General features: G+C 60.6%; 16 protein-coding genes. 3 read left to right on the plus strand and 13 right to left on the minus strand.

Annotated elements, in window-relative coordinates:
- Window positions 1–1,053 precede the first annotated feature (1,053 nt).
- A complete protein-coding gene (locus WN982_RS21460) occupies window positions 1,054–2,091 on the plus strand; it encodes an MBL fold metallo-hydrolase (protein ID WP_341319588.1) in 1,038 nt (345 codons plus the stop codon).
- Window positions 2,092–2,131: 40 nt separating this feature from the next.
- On the opposite strand, the gene WN982_RS21465 is transcribed toward WN982_RS21460, so the two are convergent.
- The 13 genes from WN982_RS21465 to WN982_RS21525 form a co-directional block, all read right to left on the minus strand.
- On the minus strand, window positions 2,132–3,463 hold the full coding sequence (locus WN982_RS21465; RefSeq protein WP_341317711.1) for an MFS transporter: 1,332 nt from the start codon (window positions 3,461–3,463) through the stop codon (window positions 2,132–2,134).
- 17 nt (window positions 3,464–3,480) lie between these two features.
- Window positions 3,481–4,113 (minus strand): heme-binding protein, encoded by a 633-nt coding sequence (locus WN982_RS21470; RefSeq protein ID WP_341317712.1) that lies wholly within the window; start codon window positions 4,111–4,113, stop codon window positions 3,481–3,483.
- Window positions 4,114–4,115: 2 nt separating this feature from the next.
- Window positions 4,116–5,288 (minus strand): dihydrodipicolinate synthase family protein, encoded by a 1,173-nt coding sequence (locus WN982_RS21475; RefSeq protein ID WP_341317713.1) that lies wholly within the window; start codon window positions 5,286–5,288, stop codon window positions 4,116–4,118.
- A gap of 9 nt (window positions 5,289–5,297) precedes the next feature.
- Entirely contained in the window at window positions 5,298–6,920 is a 1,623-nt protein-coding gene (locus tag WN982_RS21480) for a GMC family oxidoreductase N-terminal domain-containing protein (protein WP_341317714.1), read from the minus strand.
- An 11-nt stretch (window positions 6,921–6,931) separates the two neighbouring features.
- Window positions 6,932–7,711, minus strand: coding sequence for a 3-ketoacyl-ACP reductase (locus tag WN982_RS21485; RefSeq protein WP_341317715.1), 780 nt, complete (start codon window positions 7,709–7,711; stop codon window positions 6,932–6,934).
- A gap of 48 nt (window positions 7,712–7,759) precedes the next feature.
- On the minus strand, window positions 7,760–8,866 hold the full coding sequence (ugpC, locus tag WN982_RS21490) for a sn-glycerol-3-phosphate ABC transporter ATP-binding protein UgpC (RefSeq protein ID WP_341317716.1): 1,107 nt from the start codon (window positions 8,864–8,866) through the stop codon (window positions 7,760–7,762).
- Window positions 8,867–8,869: 3 nt separating this feature from the next.
- Entirely contained in the window at window positions 8,870–9,733 is an 864-nt protein-coding gene (locus WN982_RS21495; RefSeq protein WP_341319589.1) for a carbohydrate ABC transporter permease, read from the minus strand.
- A 59-nt stretch (window positions 9,734–9,792) separates the two neighbouring features.
- Entirely contained in the window at window positions 9,793–10,761 is a 969-nt protein-coding gene (locus tag WN982_RS21500; protein ID WP_341317717.1) for a sugar ABC transporter permease, read from the minus strand.
- A 76-nt stretch (window positions 10,762–10,837) separates the two neighbouring features.
- Window positions 10,838–12,094 carry an ABC transporter substrate-binding protein gene (locus WN982_RS21505; protein ID WP_341319590.1) on the minus strand — a complete coding sequence of 419 codons (1,257 nt, stop codon included), beginning with the start codon at window positions 12,092–12,094 and terminating at the stop codon, window positions 10,838–10,840.
- Window positions 12,095–12,185: 91 nt separating this feature from the next.
- On the minus strand, window positions 12,186–13,736 hold the full coding sequence (locus WN982_RS21510; protein ID WP_341317718.1) for an aldehyde dehydrogenase family protein: 1,551 nt from the start codon (window positions 13,734–13,736) through the stop codon (window positions 12,186–12,188).
- Window position 13,737: 1 nt separating this feature from the next.
- Entirely contained in the window at window positions 13,738–14,520 is a 783-nt protein-coding gene (locus WN982_RS21515; RefSeq protein ID WP_341317719.1) for an enoyl-CoA hydratase/isomerase family protein, read from the minus strand.
- Window positions 14,513–16,105, minus strand: coding sequence for an acyl CoA:acetate/3-ketoacid CoA transferase (locus tag WN982_RS21520; protein WP_341317720.1), 1,593 nt, complete (start codon window positions 16,103–16,105; stop codon window positions 14,513–14,515). Before WN982_RS21520 ends, WN982_RS21515 begins: the two co-directional genes overlap by 8 nt.
- A gap of 21 nt (window positions 16,106–16,126) precedes the next feature.
- Complete coding sequence (locus tag WN982_RS21525) at window positions 16,127–17,143, minus strand: Gfo/Idh/MocA family oxidoreductase (RefSeq protein ID WP_341317721.1); 1,017 nt, start codon at window positions 17,141–17,143, stop codon at window positions 16,127–16,129.
- 117 nt (window positions 17,144–17,260) lie between these two features.
- Between WN982_RS21525 and WN982_RS21530 the strand changes: the two genes are divergently transcribed.
- Together WN982_RS21530 and WN982_RS21535 are read left to right on the plus strand one after the other, a co-directional pair.
- Window positions 17,261–18,343, plus strand: a complete 1,083-nt coding sequence (locus WN982_RS21530) for a LacI family DNA-binding transcriptional regulator (protein ID WP_341317722.1) — start codon at window positions 17,261–17,263, stop codon at window positions 18,341–18,343.
- A gap of 288 nt (window positions 18,344–18,631) precedes the next feature.
- Entirely contained in the window at window positions 18,632–19,132 is a 501-nt protein-coding gene (locus tag WN982_RS21535; RefSeq protein WP_341317723.1) for a hypothetical protein, read from the plus strand.
- Window positions 19,133–19,179 lie beyond the last annotated feature (47 nt).

A 19,179-nucleotide genomic window follows, 5' to 3' on the forward strand; every position in this document is an offset into this window, starting at 1 on the left:
CTGCAATCGCACAGGTGATCGTCCGCTTACGGTCGTCGAGGTCAAGCGTCCGAAACTGTGGCCGATAGCTCCGATGAGCCGGTGATGACGCAAAGTCGACATTGGTGAGCGGTTGGCAACCGTGTACAGCTGCCCGGAGCAGCCGAGGGACAGCCATCCAAGCCGATTTCCCGAATGTCTGCTCAACGCCTGTGAGCGGACGACTGCGAGGTGGAACGTTGAATGTCGCTTCAGGGTCGACTAGCGGCGGTCGTGGACATCAGGGGTTGTGCCCATGACGTGATTGGCAGGAACCGGCCTAAACAGACCAGCAAACTGTTGAGAAGCATCCGCGCAGTTAAGTCAGGCAACGCCTTGCGGAATTCACTTCCGCGTGCCATATCGCAAGACGTACGCTTTCAAGACTCCGCCGGTTCGCGGCGAGCAACGCCATCGGATGGCGCAGCTTGCGTACACCCTTCTCGCCGACAGAAGTCGAGTACACGTGCGTATGCTGTGCCCGAAGGCTTCAGCGTTTTCAATACCTCCGTGAGTGCTTCGGTTTGCTTCCGGCTGAAGCGTTTGCCGGGCATGGCTTTCACCCACTGGAATAGCGCCGCCTTAGCCGGGCACACGCCAATTGCAGCCATTCGATCCCGGCACTTGATTGCGGTCACGCAGGCCAACGTTGCACAGGTGCTAAACAAGCCGGCTACATCGGGGTATTGACGGTTTTTACGAGCCGGGACTGAGGCCCCGGACGGTTCTGATTTTTGCCATAGCACGAAGAAGATCCATACTACGTTCATCCACCTGAGGGATGGATCATGCGAGAGGCGTTGTCGTTTAACTGCCGCGTAACAAGCACCGTATCGGAGTAGCTACTTAAACGACGCGGCGCTGCGCTTGGAAGTCTGCTGAACGCTTGCCTGAACATGCATATAGACTCGGAATTCTTCTAATACCCGCTGCCGCACGTACGTCTGAAAATTGAGGAGGATGCCCACGCCTCGATCTTCCCGGCGCTCCGGCCCGGTACACCAACAGCCATTCGTACGCCACCCTGACAGATTCATGCACGCCCTCTTCAAACCATGGCTTGTCAATGACGCGTTTGGCGACCCAGGTCTATACGTGGACTTTCGCGACGAACGGCGTGCCCTCCTTTTCGATCTTGGCGATATCGCCGGGCTGCTGCCTCGCCACCTGATGCGTTTGTCGCATGTGTTTGTTACCCATACGCACATGGACCATTTTTCCGGCTTCGATCATCTCTTGCGCGTGATGCTCGGGCGCAAGGCTGGCATCGTGATGTTTGGCGGCCTCAACTTTCTTACGCAAGTCGAACACAAGCTGAGCGCCTATACTTGGAACGTGGTGCATCGCTACGAGGTCGAGCTGGTGATCGACGCGCGCGAAATCGGAGTGGACGGTAGCGGGCAGCGCGCACTCTTTTCCAGTCGGAGACGGTTCGCCCGCGAAGCCGGCCCATCCTTTGAACGATCTGACGACGTGGTGCACAACGAAGCAACCTTTCGCGTGCGTGGCCGGTTTGTCGATCATGACATCCCGTGCGTTGCGTACGTGCTCGAGGAGAAGGCCCGCGTCAAGGTCGCGAAGGACCGGCTCGCGGCACTGGGGGTGTCGACGGGTGCATGGCTGCGCGAACTGAAACATGCGGTGCTGACCGGCGCCCCCGACGAGACGCCCATTCAGGTTCAGTGGCGCGATCGGCATGGCGAGCACGCCATGACCCGGCAGGTCGGCGAACTGCGTCACCTGATTCTCGACATCGTTCCTGGGCAGCGTATTGGCTACGTAACGGACTTACGCTACACGGAACCGAACGTAGAGACCCTGTCGCAGTTAATGCACGACGTGGACCTGCTTTTTATCGAGAGCGTATTTCTTGACGAGGACAAGAGCCATGGCCTGCGCAAGAATCACCTGACGGCCCGCCAGGCTGGTCTGATCGCGCGCCGGATCGGAGCCCGGACGGTAGTGCCGTTCCACTTTTCGCCGCGTTACGAAGGACGCTCGGCAGCACTGATTGCAGAAGTGCAGGCGGCATGCTCCGCTACGCCGGTCCTGGTTGGCGAAAGGCCTGATTAGATCAGGGAAGCTTCACTACCGGTCGCTCGCTCATCGCTCCTCACTTCCGCAAGCTGATTCCGCGCGTTTCCGGCGCGAAGAAAGTGGCCACGAAGCTGATGCCAGCCAGCACGGCGATGTACGTCGCGATCGGCCAGTACGCACCGTGTGCCCAGGCCAGCAAGGCCGTGGCAATGAACGGTGCGATACCACCCGACGCGACTGCCGCGAACTCCTTGCTCACGGCAATGCCGGTATACCGATAGCGCGCATTGAAAAGTTCGGGGAAGTACGCGCCCTGGATGCCGTACATTCCGAATACACCGACACCGATCGCCATCGCCATGCTGACGACAATCAGCACGGGATCCTTTGAGCTGAACAGCCAGAATGCAGGGAATGCCCAGAGACAGGTAAAGAGAGCGGCGAGCCGATACATCAGGCGCCGACCGAATCGGTCGGAGAGCCAGCCCATCAACGGGATAGTCAATACTGCTAGCGCTGCCGCAATCGTGACCCCGATCGTGCCGACCGACTTGTCGACCAGCAACACCTTGGTCAGGTAGCTCAATGCGAACACCTGGTAGAGGTAGGAGGAGCCGTTTTCGCCAACTCGTAGACAGAACGCGACCAGCAACGTGCCGCGTGCCTCAGACATCAGATCGCGGACCGGGCGCTTGCTCGCATGACCCGTCTTTTTGATTTCCTCGAACACAGGACTTTCTTTCACCCGCATCCGGATAACAATGCCGGCGACGATCACAGCGGCGCTAAATAGAAACGGCACGCGCCATCCGTAACTCAGAAATTCTTCCTTGGGCAATCGCTGCACGACGGTGAAAATCCCATTGGCCAGCAAGATGCCGACAATGCATCCCGCGAATGGCAGGGCGGCGTAAAAACCGCGTCGGCTGGGCGGTGCGAATTCTGAAACGATCAAGGAGGCGCCGGCTTGCTCCGCGCCGGCGCCGAAGCCCTGCAGCAGCCGCAGCGCCACCAGAAGCACCGCTGCCCAGACGCCGACCTCGTGATAGGTCGGTAGAAGACCGATACAGAATGTCGACCCTCCCATCAGCAGGACCGTCGCAACGAGCACACTCTTGCGACCGTACTTGTCGCCGAGCCAGCCGAAAAAAAGCCCGCCGAAGGGGCGCGCGAAAAAGCCTGCGGCATACGCGCCGAATATCGCCAGCAGTCCCGCTGCCTTGTCCAGCCCGGGAAAGAATAGGTCCGAGAATATCAGCGCCGATGCAGTGCCGTAGATACTGAAGTCGTACCATTCCATCGCGCTGCCGGCGACACTGGCGCTGATGACCCGCCCGAGATCTTTGCCGCTGACGGCAATATCCGGCTCGTGTTTCGTTGAGATGCTTGCTGCTATCTGTCCCGTCATTTTTGTCTCCTTGCTTCCTAGATTCTCAGACCGTTGTTACGAATCCGCGATTGCGCTACTGCTCTTTGAAACGGTGAACCGACAAAACTGCGGTCGTATTCAACACCGATATGCCAGCAGACTGCCTCGACGATAAGTTCATGATCGGCTTCGCTGGTGAGTCCGGCTATCGCCGCCGCGCCTTTCAGTCCCTGCTCGCGAACGAACAGCGGAATGGCTCCGCCCTCGATGCTGAGCATTTCATTGTCGAATCCGAAATCCGGCAGCGAACGGCCGCTTTGACGAAGCCGAAGACCGACTTCCATCGAACTCTGTCCGAACGCCAACGCCGTCTTCATCCGCGCCTGCAGTCGCGTCTCATCGAGTGCGCCAGAACCGTCCAGCGCGCAAAAAAACAATGTCTGCCCCGGTCTTGCGATGCAAACGCTTACGGACAGCCCTCGTCGCAATGCAAGATTGATGGCAATTTCCCCGATGGCTCTCGACGCAGCGGCATCGAGTCGAGGCAAGACTGTCGTACGCGCCTGCCTTCGCAGGCGACGTAGCTGATCGGAATAAGCTGTTCCTGTTGGCATGACGGCCTCACGTCCCGCATCTCGTTCTTCCACTCGCCGAATGACGCCACTGGCGTTCAATGCGGCGAGACCCACTTCTAGTTCTCAATTCCAGCATGGAGATTGAGGAATTCGCCCATCCGGCGACGCGCCAGTTCCGGACGAATCAGAACGCCAGCCACATCTGCTTTCCGGAATACTTCCGCGTAATGCAGGACGGAGCGGGCCGACTGCATGCCGCCCGCCATCCAGAAATGACTTTGATGGCCGTTCAGCCATGCGAGAAACACGACACCTGCCTTGTAATACTGCGTCGGCGCGACGAACAACTCGCGCGACAAGGCGACCGTCGGCGTAATCAACTGGTGGTAGCGTTCGAGATCGCCTGCCGCAAGCGCCACCAGCGCTCGGGACGCGACCGTCGCGATCGGATCGAAGATGCCGAGTAGCGCGTGCGATTTGCCGGTGCTGTCACCGGCGATCAGGTCGCCGTAGTTGTAGTCGTCGCCGGTGTACATGACGACGCCTTCGGGAAGCTGGGACCGTAGCTGGCGCTCATATTCGGCATTGAGCAGCGAAATCTTGATCCCCTCGATGTTGCTCCGGTGCTGTCTGATGATGTCGAGGACCGTTGCCATCGCAGTCTGCACGTCACTGCTGCCCCAGTATCCGGCAAGGGACGCGTCGAACGCATCGCCGAGCCAGTGCAGGACGACTTTGTTGCGCGACGAGGAGATCACGGCGTCATAGACGTTTTTGTAGTCATCGGCGGACCGGGCCGCAGCGCAGAGCGCGCGGCTCGCCATCATGATCGGGCGGCCACCCGCGGACTCCACTACCTCGAACTGCTCGTTGTACGCATTGATGATGTCCGACAGCGTGTGGCGCCGCGCATTATCCAGATGATCAGTGCCCGCCCCACAGGCAAGGTCTGCACCTGGGATCGTACGAGCATGGGCGATGCTGCGCCGGATCAGTTCGGCGGCGGTCGGCCAGCCAATGCCCATGCCACGCTGCGCCGTGTCCATCGCTTCGGCGACCTTGAACCCGAGACCGTAGAGATACTCGCGAAACGCAAGCGTGCTATCCCAATCGACGCGCGGCGCGTTGCCCCATGGTTCGTACGCGGCGCGCGGATCAACGACGACGTGTGCCGCTGCGTAGGCAATGCGGTTAAACGTTGGGGTCGTCGCGGGCGGCGCCGCGTCTTCCTGATGCTGCATTGCGTAGGTCTGGATCGCGCCGTCGTGGGCTGGCAGATTGATCTTCATGAAACCCTCTCAATATCTGGATTGAATGATCATGTCGGCCGCTTTCTCTGCGACCATGATCGTCGGTGCGTTGGTGTTACACGAAGGCACGAACGGCATGACTGACGCGTCAACCACGCGCAATCCGTCGAGGCCGATCAGACGAAGATCGGGCGTCACGACGGTCTCCGGATCGTTCGCGGAGCCCATCCGGCAAGTACCGACCGGATGGTGGTCGGTTTTCGCATTTGCGCATGCGTATTCGAAAAGCTCCTGGTCCGTGTTCGCCCGCGGCCCTGGAAGCACTTCACTTTGCACATACCGCTTCATGGCGGGCGCGTTCATGATGTCGCGCGCAAGCCGAAGGCCCTTGATCGCCATGTCGCGATCGTGAGGATCGGACCAGTAGTTGGGGTCGAGCAGGGGAGCCGCGGCCGGATCGGAACTCGACAGGCGCACGGTGCCTCGAGAGCGTGGGCGAAGGTACGCAGTATTCAACGTCACCCCTGCGTTTTGCAGTTTCGCCATGCCTGCTTCGATACCCGATCCCAAACCGAGGTGAAACTGGATGTCGGGCGAGCGGGCACGGGACGGAGCATCGCGGTCCGCATACCAGAAGCCACCCGTTTCGAAGAGACTCGAGGCGACAGGCCCTTTTTTCAGCACCAGGTATTGCAAGGCCGCCCATGCTGCGTTGTGCAGCTTGTTGTACTTGTCGTAAGTGTGATCACCCGTACATTCCGCGATGACAAAGAGATCCAGGTGATCCTGCAGATTCCCGCCGACACCACTGAGGTGATGAATGGCTTTGACACCGACCGATTCCAGATGATCAGCCGGACCGATGCCGGACTGCATCAACAGTTTCGGCGAGCCGATTGCGCCCGACGAGACAATGACCTCCCGCTTGGCACGTACTACCTGTGGATCGCGACTATCACCTACGACGAGTTCGACGCCAACTGCGCGATTCGCCTCGACAAGCACCCGCAGCGATCTGGCCTGCATCCAGACAGTCAGGTTCGGCCGGCCGAGAACAGGTTTGATAAAACCGGTCGCCGTGGAGGACCGCCGGGCATCGAGCTGGGTGAGCTGGTAATACCCGAGTCCCTCCTGGCTCGCTCCATTGAAATCGGGGTTAAAAGGAATCCCCAATTCCTGTCCGGCCTGAAAGAACGCTTCGCAGATCGGCAACGGGCTGATCGGATTCGACACCCCGAGCGGGCCGCCATAGCCGTGATATTCGTTGGCAAAGCGCTGATTGTTCTCCGAGCGCTTGAAGTAGGGCAGAACGTCGCGATAAGACCAACCGGTGGCGCCGGCCTTGCTCTCCCATTCGTCGTAGTCGGCAGGCACGCCGCGCGTATAGAGTTGGGCATTGATGGACGAACCGCCTCCGATCACCTTGGCCTGAGTGAAGCGCAGGACACGATTATTCAGATGCTTTTGCGGCACGGTGTACCACCCCCATGACCCGATCCCCTTGGTCATCTTTGCGAAGCCCGCCGGCATCGCAAAGAAGGGATGGCGATCCGAGCCTCCCGCTTCGAGCAGCAGAACTTTCACCGAAGGATCGGCGCTGAGGCGATTGGCCAGTACGCAGCCCGCCGAGCCGCCGCCCACAATCACGTAGTCGTATGTTGTCGTTTTCATGTCAGCCGACCTCAAAAAGCGGGAATGGACAGGCCGCCGTCCACATTCAGCACACTCCCCGTGGCGAACGGGAGCGAGCCATCGGCTAGCGTGGCGACCGCCTGGCCGACCTCATCGCTTTCGCCCCAACGCCCGGCCGGGACGAGGCCCTGTTCGAAACGTGCCTCGTACTTTTGTGCGACGCTCGCCGTCATCGGCGTTCTGATGATCCCGGGTCTGACTTCGAAGACGGCGATATTCGCGCGGGCTAAGCGCAGTGCGAAAAGCCGGGTCATCATGGGTAAGGCGGATTTCGACAGGCAGTACTCCGCGCGTTCGGGTGAGGCCATCTCCGCGGATACCGACGAGACCGTGATGATCGAGCGGGTAAGGTCGGACGGTATGGCCGTCATGTGGCGGGCTACTGCTTGCGACATGAAAAACGTTCCGCGCAGATTGATGCCGAGCACGGCATCGAATGCCTCGGAAGAGACATCGAGCAGATCTCCCCGGCTCGGCGAACCTACGCCCGCGTTGTTCACGAGGCACTCGACGCTGCCTTTGAAACGGACGGCCTTCTCGAGAACGTCGGCGTGCGAACCGAGGTCGCTCAGGTTGCTCTGCACAAAGAGCGCGTCCCGGCCTTCCTGCCGGATCAGCGCGCAGGTGTGCTCCGCCTCTTCATCCTGCACGAGATCCGTCAAAACAATGTCGAACCCGCGGTGCGCAAGCGCAACGCAGATCGATCGACCGATGCCTCGCCGGCCGCCCGTTACCAGTGCGGTCGGTTGCTTTCCCTCTGACTTGCTCATGGCTACACCATCTATCTATGCTCGAGGCGCCGGAGCGCCGTGCGTGGCTCAATGAATCCGGGCTTCCGTTTCAGCGTCGAAGAGGACAAGTTTCGAGAGATCCACTCGTAGCTCGCAGCGCTCGCCGGACCGATGGGGCATATCTGCCCCCAACCGTGCCGACACCTCCATGCCGCCGAACTCCAGAACGGCCAGCGTGTCGGGCCCGGTGGGCTCGAGTACGTTGATCTTCACCGGGACAGTGCGGATGGACGACGTGGCGCGCTCGTTCTCGACGCCTATCGCTTCGGGGCGAAGACCCGCTATCACGTTCTTCCCGACATACCGCTCCACGGCTGGCGGCTGGGGCGGCAAAGCCAGATCGACCCCATCCTGACCGCTGCCGATGTGAAGATTGAGCGAGCCGTTCCTCTGCTCGATGCGAGCCGGGATCAGATTCATCGACGGCGATCCCATGAACGTGGCCACGAAGGTATTCGCGGGCGTGTTGTAGACCTCAGCGGGCGTGCCGAGCTGCTGAAGAATGCCGCCCTTCATCACGGCGATCCGGGTAGCAAGCGTCATGGCCTCGATCTGGTCGTGTGTGACGTAGACGATCGTTGCGCCGAGTCGCTGATGCAGCTTCTTGATCTCGGTGCGCATATCGACGCGAAGCTTGGCGTCGAGATTCGAGAGCGGTTCGTCGAAGAGAAAGATCTTGGGATGCCGCACCAGCGCGCGGCCCATCGCGACACGCTGACGTTGACCGCCGGAAAGTTGCGCGGGGCGACGGTCCAGCAAGTGCTCGATCTGCAAGAGGCGCGCGGCATCCTGCACGGCTTTCTCGCGTTCCGGCTTCGACACTTTGCGCATCTCAAGGCCGAAGCTGATGTTCTGGCCGACGGTCATGTTCGGATACAGCGCATAGCTCTGAAACACCATCGCGATGTCGCGTTCGCTCGGATGCAGATCGTTGACCTTGTCGTCGCCGATGCGAATCTCGCCGCCGCTTAGCGTGTCCAGGCCCGCGATCAAGGAGAGCAGGGTGGACTTGCCGCAACCGGAGGGGCCGACCAGAACGAGGAAGTCCCCGTCTTCGACATCGATATTGATCTCGCGCAGGATCTCCGTGGAGCCGTACGCCTTGCGGACATTTGATACGTGCAGAGAAGACATGTTTTACCCCTTGACCGAGCCGGCCATCAAACCGCGAACGAAGTAACGACCGCCGATTACATAGACCAGAAGCGTCGGCAAGGCGGCGATCATCGCCGTTGCCATCTGGACGTTGTATTCCTTCACACCGGTGGACGTGTTGACGATGTTGTTGAGCGCGACCGTGATCGGCGCCGTGCTGCCGGTCGTGAAAGAGGCGCCGAACAGGAAGTCGTTCCAGATATTCGTGAACTGCCAGATCACCGTGACGGTGATGATCGGCACCGAGTTAGGAAGCAGAATCCGGAAGAAGATCCGGAAGAAGCGGGCGCCGTCGATCATCGCTGCCTTGACGAGTTCGTCCGGAAACGCGATGTAGTAGTTGCGAAAATAGAGCGTCGTAAAGCAGAGGCCATACACGACGTGAACGAACACGAGGCCGGGAATCGACTGTGCAAGCCCGACCTTGCCGAGGAACGACGCCATTGGGATGAGGACGATCTGGAACGGAATGAAGCAACCGAACAGGACGAGCGCGAACAGCACGTTGTCGCCCTTGAAACGCCACTTGGTCAGCACGTAGCCATTCAGTGCGCCGATTAATGTGGAGAGCGTCACGGCTGAAAACACCATCCGGAACGAGTTCCAGAAGAAGCCTTTCACCCCTGAGCAATCGAGGCCCACACACGCCGTGCCCCACGCTTTTTCCCACGCGGCCAGGGTCCATTCGTGAGGCAGCGCGAGGATATTGCCCGCGTAGACTTCCGGCAGCGGCTTGAACGAAGTCAAAAGCATGACAAGCAGCGGTACGAGGTACACCACGGCTGTTATAGCCAGCATCGAGTAGATCACGATGCGTGAGATGTAGTTATGCTTGCCCACCACCATCTGTGGTGAGTCCCATGATTTGGCAGCCATCATTGTCTCCTTGAGGCTTGATGATTCGCTTAGTGCCCACCCGCGGTACGGCGGGGGCGCATTTCGGAATAGAGATACGGCACCATAATGGCGGCGACGGTACACAGCATCATCACGGCGCTGGCTGCGCCCATGCCGAGCTCGTTTCGCGTGAAGGTGAACGAGTACATGAACGTCGACGGCAGTTCGGTGGCGTAGCCCGGTCCTGCTCCGGTTAGCGCGATCACCAGCTCGTAGCTCTTGACGGCCAGGTGCACGAGAATGACGAGCGCGGAAATGAACACGGGACGCAACTGCGGGATGATGATGCGGCGGTAGATCGCCGGCATACGCGCCCCGTCGATCGACGCTGCCTTGATCATCTCCTGATCGATTCCACGGAGGCCTGCAAGAAACATCGCCATCACAAAGCCGGAGGCCTGCCACACCGCGGCGATCACCACCGTGTAAATGGCCATGTCGTCACTGATGATCCAGTCGAACTGGAAGCTGGACCATCCCCAGTCATGGAAGAGCTTGGTGAGTCCGAGCCCCGGATTGAGAATCCACTTCCACGCTGTGCCGGTGACGATGAACGACAGCGCCATCGGATAGAGAAATATGGCGCGCAGACCACCTTCGGCGCGGATTCTCTGGTCTAGAAGGATGGCCAGCGTAAGGCCGATCACGAGACAGAGCACGACATACAGCGATGCGTAGATACCCAGGTTCGTCACGGCCACATGCCAGCGCGGATGTTCCCAAACGCGGCCATACTGCAGAAAGCCCGCCCATTTGAAGTTGGCGAACGCGCGAGAGCGGGTGAACGAGAGAATCGTCGTCCATGCGATAAAGCCGTAGACAAAAACGAGCGTGACGATCAGCGTCGGACTGAGAACGAGCTTCGGAAGAATGGCTTCGAACTGGTTGCGAAAGGAGCGCTTTTTAGCAACCGGTCCGGCGGACGGCTTCAACGGGCCAGCCGCGTCAACGGAATGGGCGCGATTGTGTAAGAGCATGGCATCACCTGCACATCAAGTACAACGAACACACGGGCGGGATACCTGACAGCATCCCGCGTCACCGGCTAGTCGATCACTTCGAGTTCTGTACGGCTGTCACAAGCGCTTTCACTGCGTCTGCAGACGACTGATTCGAGTTGAAGAAGTGGGTCACCACGTCGTACATGGCCGTCTTCGACGATTCCGGCATCGCCTGGCCGTGAGCGAAGCTGCCGACCATCGTGCCGTTCTTCAACGCGGTGCGCATGTCGTTCATCGATTTCGCGCCGCATTCGTCGAAGCCGTCGGAGGGAACATCGAGGCGTGCCGGGATCGCCCCCTTCACCTGGTTGAACCTGGCCTGCACACCCTTGTCCATGACGGCTTCCGCGAAAGCATATTCACCCGGCTGGCGGTCGGCGCCAGCCTTGAACGTGGCGAACTGGTCGGTCACGAAGATGAAGTCGCCCTGAGTTCCCGGATAGCGCATGCACAGATAGTCGACACCGGGCTTCTTGCCCGCATTCGTGAATTCGCCCTTGGCCCAGTCGCCCATGATCTGCATGGCAGCCTTGCCCGTGATGACCATCGAGGTCGCGAGGTTCCAGTCGCGACCGGAGAAGTTAGGGTCGACCATGCCGCGCAACTTGCGCATCTGGTCGAAGGCCTTTTCCATCGTCTTCGAGCCGATCGCCTTGGTGTCGAGATTGACCATCGCGTCCGTGTAGAACTTCGGTCCGCCGGCCGACATCACCGCGCTGTCGAAGATCGTCGCTTCCTGCCATGCCTGCCCGCCATGGGCGAGGGGAACGTACCCCGCCTTGCGGATCTTGTCGGCGTCGGCCACCAGTTCGTCGAAGGTCTGCGGGGGCGTCAGCTTAAGTTCATCGAAAATCTTTTTGTTCGCCCAGATCCAGTTGGTGCTGTGCACGTTGATCGGCACGGCGTACCAGTGGCCATCCGCTTTCGAAAAGCGTTGGATCGGAGCAGGAACGAGCTTGTCCCAGCCGTCTTTGGCCGCCACGCCATCGAGCGGGTTGAGAAGGCTCTGTTCCGCGTAATCCTGAACACTGAAGCCGAGCATCTGCATGGCATCCGGTGGATTGTTCGACGCAATGCGTGCGCGTAATACGGTTCGCGCAGCTTCACCACCGCCGCCGGCGATCGGGCTGTCCTTCCATGCGTAGCCCTTCTGCTTGAGGTCGTCCTTGAGCACGCTCAGTGCCTTGGCTTCGCCGCCGGAAGTCCACCAGTGCATCACCTCCACCTGCTTGGTATCGGCCGCAACGGCAGACATGCAGTGGCAGGCAAGCAGTCCTGCTGCGATCGCAACAATGCGCTTCTTGAACATCTTCGTCTCCATGATTACGCTCCCTTGATGGGGTTTCTTCTCGATTACACGGCGACATAGCGCCGTGGCCAGGTGATGGTGGTGATGAGGGTCAAGCCGCCGGGCGCGGTAGCCACCAGTTCTTCCGCTCTCCGATGTGAAGCTGGATCGTTTTGGTCTCGGTGTAGTCTTCAACCGCCTGCTTGCCGAGTTCGCGTCCTACGCCGCTCGACTTGAAGCCGCCGAACGGCAACTCCGGATAACCGTCGAGGAACGTGTTGACCCAGACCGTCCCGGCATCGACGCCGCGCGCAACGCTCAGGCACGTGTCGATGTCGCTGCTCCAGACGGCGGCGGAAAGACCGTAGGCGGTGTCGTTGGCGATGTCGATCGCTTGCTGGGTATCGGGGAACGGAATGATCACGAGGACCGGACCGAAGATCTCGTCGCGCGCGATGCCCATGTCGGGCGTGACGTCGCTGATGATCGTGGGTTCGAGATAGAGGCCTTTCGCGTCGTAGCGTTTGCCGCCGAGTCGCAGCTTCGCGCCGGCGTCGACCCCCTTGCCGATATTGCTGAGGATTTCGCTCAACTGGTTTTCGCTGACGATGGCGCCGACCTTGCAAGCCGGATGCAGCGGATCGCCGACCGGAACCTGCCTGGCCCGTTCAACCACTGCCTGGGCGAAGCGCTCCGCAATGGATTCATGGACGAGCACGCGGCTGCCGCTGTTGCAGCATTCGCCCGCATTGAAATACACGCCGAACACGACCGCGTCGACCATCGCCTCCCAGTCGCAATCGGGGAACACGATCTGCGGGTTCTTGCCGCCGAGTTCCAGCGCGATCTTCTTCAGGTTCTTCGAGGCGAGGCCGCCAAGCATGCTGCCAACGCGTGTCGAACCGGTAAACGACAGCATGTCGATGGCCGGGTGTTCCGCGAGCGGTTGACCGACCGTCGGGCCTTTGCCGGTCACCACATTGACGACGCCCGGAGGCACACCGGCTTCTTCGAGCACTTCCATGAGCATGACGGTGGTGCTCGACGTCAGCTCGCTCGGTTTAACGATGCATGTGCAGCCGGCTGCGAGCGCAAAGGGCAGCTTCTGCGAAAGAATCCACAGCGGGAAATTCCACGGCGTGATCAGGCCGACTACACCGATCGGCTGGCGCAGCACGATGCCGAGCATGTCTTCGCCAAGCGTGTCGTAGGCGTCGCCGCTGGTCGTGCGGGCGAGGCTGGCCGCGTATTGCCATAGGTCAATACAACCGGACACTTCGCCGCGAGCCTGCGAGAGCGGTTTGCCCGTTTCGAGCGATTCAAGCAGCGACATCTTTTCAACGCGGGCCTTGATCCCGTCGGCGACCGCGAGAAGAATCCGTGCGCGCTCGACGCCCTTGAGCTTCGGCCACGGTCCCCTCCGGAATGCGAGATCGGCGGCTTTGATCGCTGCTTCCACATCCGCTGAGGTCGCTTCAGGAAATGTGCTGACGACGTGGCCATGCGCCGGGCTGCGGCGCTCAAAGCGAGTGCCATCCCGCGACTCGGTCCAGGCGCCGTTGATGTACATCCTGCCGTGATAGGCATCCTGCGTGGGCGCGATAGCGCCGGTCAGTAAGGCGGAAGCGGCAGGCACTGTGGAATTTGCAGGTTCGTTCGTCATGTCATTGGCCCTCGTATTGCGCCTTGCGGCGTTCGCGGAAGCTGGCCATGCCTTCCCGGGCGTCATGTGTCGTTGCGGACAATGCGCCGGCCATCGCTTCCAGGGTTGCGCCGGCTCCGTGTCCGGATGCGGCGTTGATCAGCTGCTTGGTCAGTTGCACGGACACCGGCGCCAGCGTCGCAATCTTTTCGGCGACGGCGATGGCCGCGGTGAGCGACGCCTTCGGCTGCGAGATTTCGTCGATGAGTCCGATTCCGTATGCGCGTTGCGCGTCGATCCTGCGAGCGGTGAGCGTGAGCGATTTCACGTGGCTGGGACCAATCAGCGAAACCAGCCGCTGTGTGCCTGACCAACCCGGGCAGGTGGCAATGCTCGCCTCAGGCAGCGCGAAGGTCGCCGCCGGATCTGCCACACGCACATCCGCCACCGCCGCAAGCTCGAGACCGCCACCGAACGCCGGACCATTAATAGCGGCCACAACCGGCAATCGCAGCGCAGCCCAGCGATCGAAGATCCGATGCCCGCGGGTGACCCACACACGCCACATATCGAGTGGGGCAAGTGCCGCCCATTCGTTGACGTCCGCACCGACGCAGAATGCCCGCTCGCCGGCACCTGTGAGGACGACGGCACGCAGCGTCGCATCCGTTTCGAGCGTTCCCGCAGCGGCCTCCAGTTGGTCCAGCATGGAAGGCGTGAGGGCGTTCAGCTTCTCGGGGCGATTGAGCGTGACAACTGCAACCGGTCCTGTCTTTTCGATCTGGATGAGTGGCTGATCAGACATGGCGAGCCTCCTTGAGCTTCAAACCAAACGGCGAGTCCGTGAAAATCGACGCGTCCATGGGTTTGAGCGCCGGCGAAACCGCCAGCTCGATGTCTGACTGATCCAGTACGTCTCTCTGCAGATCGATGCCGGGTGCGATTTCGGTCACCTCGAGTCCGTCGGAGCCGAGCCGGATCACGCAGCGTTCCGTGACATAAAGCACGTCCTGATCGCGCTGCCGGCCCATGCGGCCGCTGAACGTGACGTGGTCCACGTCAGCGATGAACTTCTTCTTTCCTTCCGTGAGGATCGTCAGGCGACCATCGCCCATTTCGAGTTTGGCGCCGGCGGTAAAGTAGCCGCTGAACACCAGCCGCTTTGCGTGTGTCGTGATGTCGATGAATCCGCCGCAGCCCGCAGTCAGATAGGGTTTGCTCGGCAGTTTCGAAACGTTCACATTGCCGAAGCGGTCGACCTGCAGGAACGACAACAACGAAACGTCGAATCCGCCGCCCTGGAAGTACACGAACTGCGACGGCGACGGCATGATCGCGTCCGCATTGCCGGAACAGCCGAACGCGAAGCCGAGCAGGGGAATGCCGCCGACCGCGCCTTGCTCGATGACCCACGTCACGTCGTCGCGATACCCTTCTTCGAGCAGAATGCGCGGCACATTCGCCGAAATGCCGAAGCCGAGATTCACCGCATCGTTCTGCGCGAGTTCCATCGCGGCGCGCCGCGCGATGACCTTGTCCGCATTCCACTTCGCAAAGGCAAAGGCGCTATCTGGCAACTTCACTTCGCCGCTGATTTCCGGGTCGTATTCGATCTGGGTCGTCTGCTTCTGTTCAGGATCGACGACGACATAGTCCACGAGGTTGCAGGGAATGTGGACCGCCTGGGTGTGCAGTGAGCCGGCCTTGACCACGCGTTTGACCTGTGCGATCACGATGCCGCCGTTGTTGCGGGCGGCCAGTGCCTGATCCCGGCCGCCGAGAAGCGCCCCTTCGTGTTCGAAGGAGAGGTTGCCGCGCTCATCGGCAGTCGTGGCGCGTACGATGGCTACCTGCGGAACGAAGTTCCTGTAGTGCAGCCACTCGTCACCCGCGAAGGTCACTTTCTCAACGATCGGGTGTTCGGCTGCCCGCGGGTTCATGGCCCCACCCTGGCGGGACGGATCCACATAGGTGTCGAGTCCGACCTTCGTCAATACACCAGGACGCTTTGCCGCTACCTCGCGATGCATGTCGAACAACACACCGCTCGGCAGGTTGTAGGCGCGAATATCGTTGTCGACGACCATGTGCCAGATGTCCGGCATGGGCAGGCTCGACGGACCGCTGGGAAAAGAGCCGGCAATGACGGTGGCGATCAACCCCTTCTTGGCCACATGATCGATTCCCTTGATGCCGTACATGTCGCCCGCAGCGATCGGGTGAAGCAGCGTGAGATTGCGCGGATGGCTCTCTTTGTCGAAGCGCGCGCCGATTGCGGCGAGCATTGCATCCGGGCAGCCGAGCCCGCTCGACGAACTCACGGTCACCACGTCGCCGTCGTTGATCAGACTCGCGGCCGTTGCCAATGAAACTACCTTGCTAGAACCCACAGTGAATCTCCTCGGACTTTCTTAGCGCGTAAATTGAGAAGGAACCGGCACGTGCTCGCCTGTCTCGGCGGATTTCGCGAGAGCCAGTGCGGTGATCAGGGAGCGGTATCCGTCGATGCCGGTCGCAGCGGGGTCTTCTCCCTCGGTGATCGCGCGATGAAACTGGGCTACGGCCGTGACGTACAGATCGCCATGTGCGATATCGACGAGCTCGGTGCCGCCGGCGGATCGCCACTCGATCTGGCCAACGGCGCGCTGGGTCATGACGTCCCGCGCGAACAGTGAACCTGCCGTGCCGTGAACTTCCAGGCCCGTCGGCGCGTAGGGGACAGTGAAGGCGTCGTGGATCTGTGCAAGGACACCGTTTTTGAAACGGATGATGGCCATCACGCCGTCGGCGAGGCCGGCGGCGCTCATCGTTCCCGAGGCGGTCATCGCGCTGACTTCCACCGGTTCGTCGTCGAGAAGAAAGCGCAGCGTATCGACGTCGTGAACGGATATGTCCAGGATCACGCCGCCGCCTGCGTCCTGACGCTCGATCCGCCAGCCGCGCAAATGCGGCGGCAGAGAGACCGCGTGAAAGACCCGCACATATAGCGGCGTTCCAACAGCGCCGGCGCGAATGAGTTCGCGCATCTTCCGATGCGACGCTGCGCAACGCAGATGATGGTTGGTGCCGAGCATCACCTTGTTTGCTGCACAGGTTTCGATCATTTGTGCCGCCTCGGCTTCCGAGAGGGCGAGCGGCTTTTCGCAGAGGACGTGCTTGCCGGCTTTCGCCGCGGCGAGTACTTGAAGAAGGTGCTTCTCGTTGGTGCTGCTGACGTAGACGGCGTCGATGGCAGGATCGGCGAGGACAGCGTCAATATCCGTCGAGGCTGACGGGATCCCGTGCTTTTGCGCGAATTCACGGGCGCGGCCCGCATTGCCACTGACGACGGCTTCTACCGAGCCGTCCGGCTGCGACTGGATCGCGTTGACCATCCACTCGTCGGCGATGGTGCTGGCGCCTATCAGCGCCCAGCGAATGTTGGACATTGTCTCTCTCCGTTGGAACGATCCAACTCGTATTCATTGGATCGTTCCAACGGACTGTAGTAGACTCAAATCACGCTGTCAAACACTTTTTGGAACGTTCCAATTGTGCATAGCAACATGAAATCTGGTCCGACTATTCAGGACATTGCCGCTAAGGCGGGCGTTTCCAAATCTACGGTTTCCCTGGTCTTGCAGGAGAGCCCGCGGATCAAGGCGGAAACCGCGGAAAAGGTGCGCGAGGCGGCTCACGAACTGGGCTATGTCTACAACCGGGGCGCAGCCACGCTCAGAGGGCGGCGCAGCACGACCATCGGAATGGTGATCAACGACCTGACCAATCCCTTCTTTGTCGAGTTGCTGGTTGCAATCGAGCGGGTACTGGCGCAATCGGGCTATACGACGTTGATGGCACACACTGCCGAAAGCCTCGAAACGCAGACGAGGGTTCTGCGGTCGATGCGCGAGCAGAATGTCGCGGGCCTCATCATGTCGCCTGCGTTGGGTACGCCCGATCAATTGCCTGCCGAAATTCAGTCGTGGGGAGTTCCGCTCGTTCTTGTGATGCGTCCTATGGGGCCCGACGTCGACACGGTTGGCGTGGATAACCAATACGGTTTTGCTCTCGCGACTGAGCATCTGATCGAGCAGGGGCACACGCGGATCGCCTTCGCCGGCAACCGGAAAGGCTATGCCGTTGCAAACCAACGCCGTCAGGGCTATTTGTCCGCGATGGCGAAGCATTCGCTGGCCGTCAGCGATGACTGGATTGTCGACGTCGAGTTGACGCCGCAAGGAGGCCGCAACGCGGTTCGCGCGATCTTCGAGATGAAACCGCGGCCGACGGCAGTGGTTTGCTATAACGATCAAGTCGCCATCGGCGTATTGCATGAGCTCGACAGGATGGGTAAGCGCGCGGGTAAAGCGCTGGCCGTTGTGGGCTGTGACAATGTCGTGGCGGCAGAGCACACGAACCCGCCATTGACGACGCTATTCGCCGGCGCGGACAAGCTCGGCACCATCGCGAGCGAGACGCTGCTGGCCCGGCTGAGCGAAACAGCGGAGGACGAAAAGCCGACGGTGCAATACTTCGCGGTGCCCGAACTGGTGGTCAGAGAGTCGAGCGTAGGAGCCGACGCGAGCCGCGCAAGCGCAACGTCCAGGGCGGCGGGAAAGCGGGTGCATGTCGCTGGTGAGCGATGAACTCTGCCTGCGCGATCCTTGGCGTCACTCTTCTGGCGCATATAGCTAAAACCTGTCGGCTGTGAAGCGGGTTTCATCGGCGCAAGAGGCCCTTGATTCATGGTCATGACCTCCGTGCGGCAATATCTTGTAATCACTTTCGAATCACGGGGCCTCCTCCCGTTATCGCAAAAGGCCGTCCGCACTATCCTGTTCTCACAGGACTCGCATCCCTGAATGCATGGCGGTAGGCCGCGACGATGTCTCGCCACGCCTCAGCCTGGTTACTTCCCTGAATAGAGGCTCGGTATGTCCACCTTCAACACTGCTTTCTCCCGCACTCTCGCGTGCTTCGTGAAGCCGTCAGCACTGCTGTCGATTGGCATTCTGACGGCAGGCGCTCTGCTTGCCGTCGACGCGTCTGCGGCAAGCTTCAAGTGCACGAGCAAGTTGTCCGCGTCGGAAAAGATCGTCTGTCAAGACCCCGAACTTTCGGCACTCGACGACCGCATCGCTGCCTCCTGGAAACGCGCAAGGGACACTACGCTCGACGCCACCGCGCTCGAAGCGGCGCGCACCCAGCAATGGCTCTGGCGCCAGCGCAACTGCACCGATAAGGCTTGCGTGAAGAACTGGTACGACCGCCGGATCGTCGAATTGGACGCCGACTACGAACAGGCGAAGCAGGCGCGTCGCGACGCCTTCGAAGCGTCGCTCGTCGGTCAAAAACTCGCGCCTTCGGCTGCTGAAGCAGTTCGGAAGATGAAGGGCGCGTCCGTTGCGAATGCAACGACCGCAAGCACGCAGTAGTTGAACCTGAGTCCTTTGTTATAAGGAACGCACGCGCACACCCGTGC

This window comes from Paraburkholderia sp. IMGN_8 (assembly GCF_038050405.1).
Lineage (GTDB): Bacteria > Pseudomonadota > Gammaproteobacteria > Burkholderiales > Burkholderiaceae > Paraburkholderia.

What these genes read in the sequence shown, in the direction of transcription:
- WN982_RS21460 (WP_341319588.1), top strand. Translation starts at nt 1,054, where the DNA reads ATGCACGCCCTCTTCAAACCATGGCTTGTCAATGACGCGTTTGGCGAC.
- WN982_RS21465 (WP_341317711.1), bottom strand. Translation starts at nt 3,463, where the DNA reads ATGACGGGACAGATAGCAGCAAGCATCTCAACGAAACACGAGCCGGAT.
- WN982_RS21475 (WP_341317713.1), bottom strand. Translation starts at nt 5,288, where the DNA reads ATGAAGATCAATCTGCCAGCCCACGACGGCGCGATCCAGACCTACGCA.
- WN982_RS21480 (WP_341317714.1), bottom strand. Translation starts at nt 6,920, where the DNA reads ATGAAAACGACAACATACGACTACGTGATTGTGGGCGGCGGCTCGGCG.
- WN982_RS21485 (WP_341317715.1), bottom strand. Translation starts at nt 7,711, where the DNA reads ATGAGCAAGTCAGAGGGAAAGCAACCGACCGCACTGGTAACGGGCGGC.
- ugpC (WP_341317716.1), bottom strand. Translation starts at nt 8,866, where the DNA reads ATGTCTTCTCTGCACGTATCAAATGTCCGCAAGGCGTACGGCTCCACG.
- WN982_RS21495 (WP_341319589.1), bottom strand. Translation starts at nt 9,733, where the DNA reads ATGGTGGTGGGCAAGCATAACTACATCTCACGCATCGTGATCTACTCG.
- WN982_RS21500 (WP_341317717.1), bottom strand. Translation starts at nt 10,761, where the DNA reads ATGCTCTTACACAATCGCGCCCATTCCGTTGACGCGGCTGGCCCGTTG.
- WN982_RS21505 (WP_341319590.1), bottom strand. Translation starts at nt 12,094, where the DNA reads ATGTTCAAGAAGCGCATTGTTGCGATCGCAGCAGGACTGCTTGCCTGC.
- WN982_RS21510 (WP_341317718.1), bottom strand. Translation starts at nt 13,736, where the DNA reads ATGACGAACGAACCTGCAAATTCCACAGTGCCTGCCGCTTCCGCCTTA.
- WN982_RS21515 (WP_341317719.1), bottom strand. Translation starts at nt 14,520, where the DNA reads ATGTCTGATCAGCCACTCATCCAGATCGAAAAGACAGGACCGGTTGCA.
- WN982_RS21525 (WP_341317721.1), bottom strand. Translation starts at nt 17,143, where the DNA reads ATGTCCAACATTCGCTGGGCGCTGATAGGCGCCAGCACCATCGCCGAC.
- WN982_RS21530 (WP_341317722.1), top strand. Translation starts at nt 17,261, where the DNA reads ATGAAATCTGGTCCGACTATTCAGGACATTGCCGCTAAGGCGGGCGTT.
- WN982_RS21535 (WP_341317723.1), top strand. Translation starts at nt 18,632, where the DNA reads ATGTCCACCTTCAACACTGCTTTCTCCCGCACTCTCGCGTGCTTCGTG.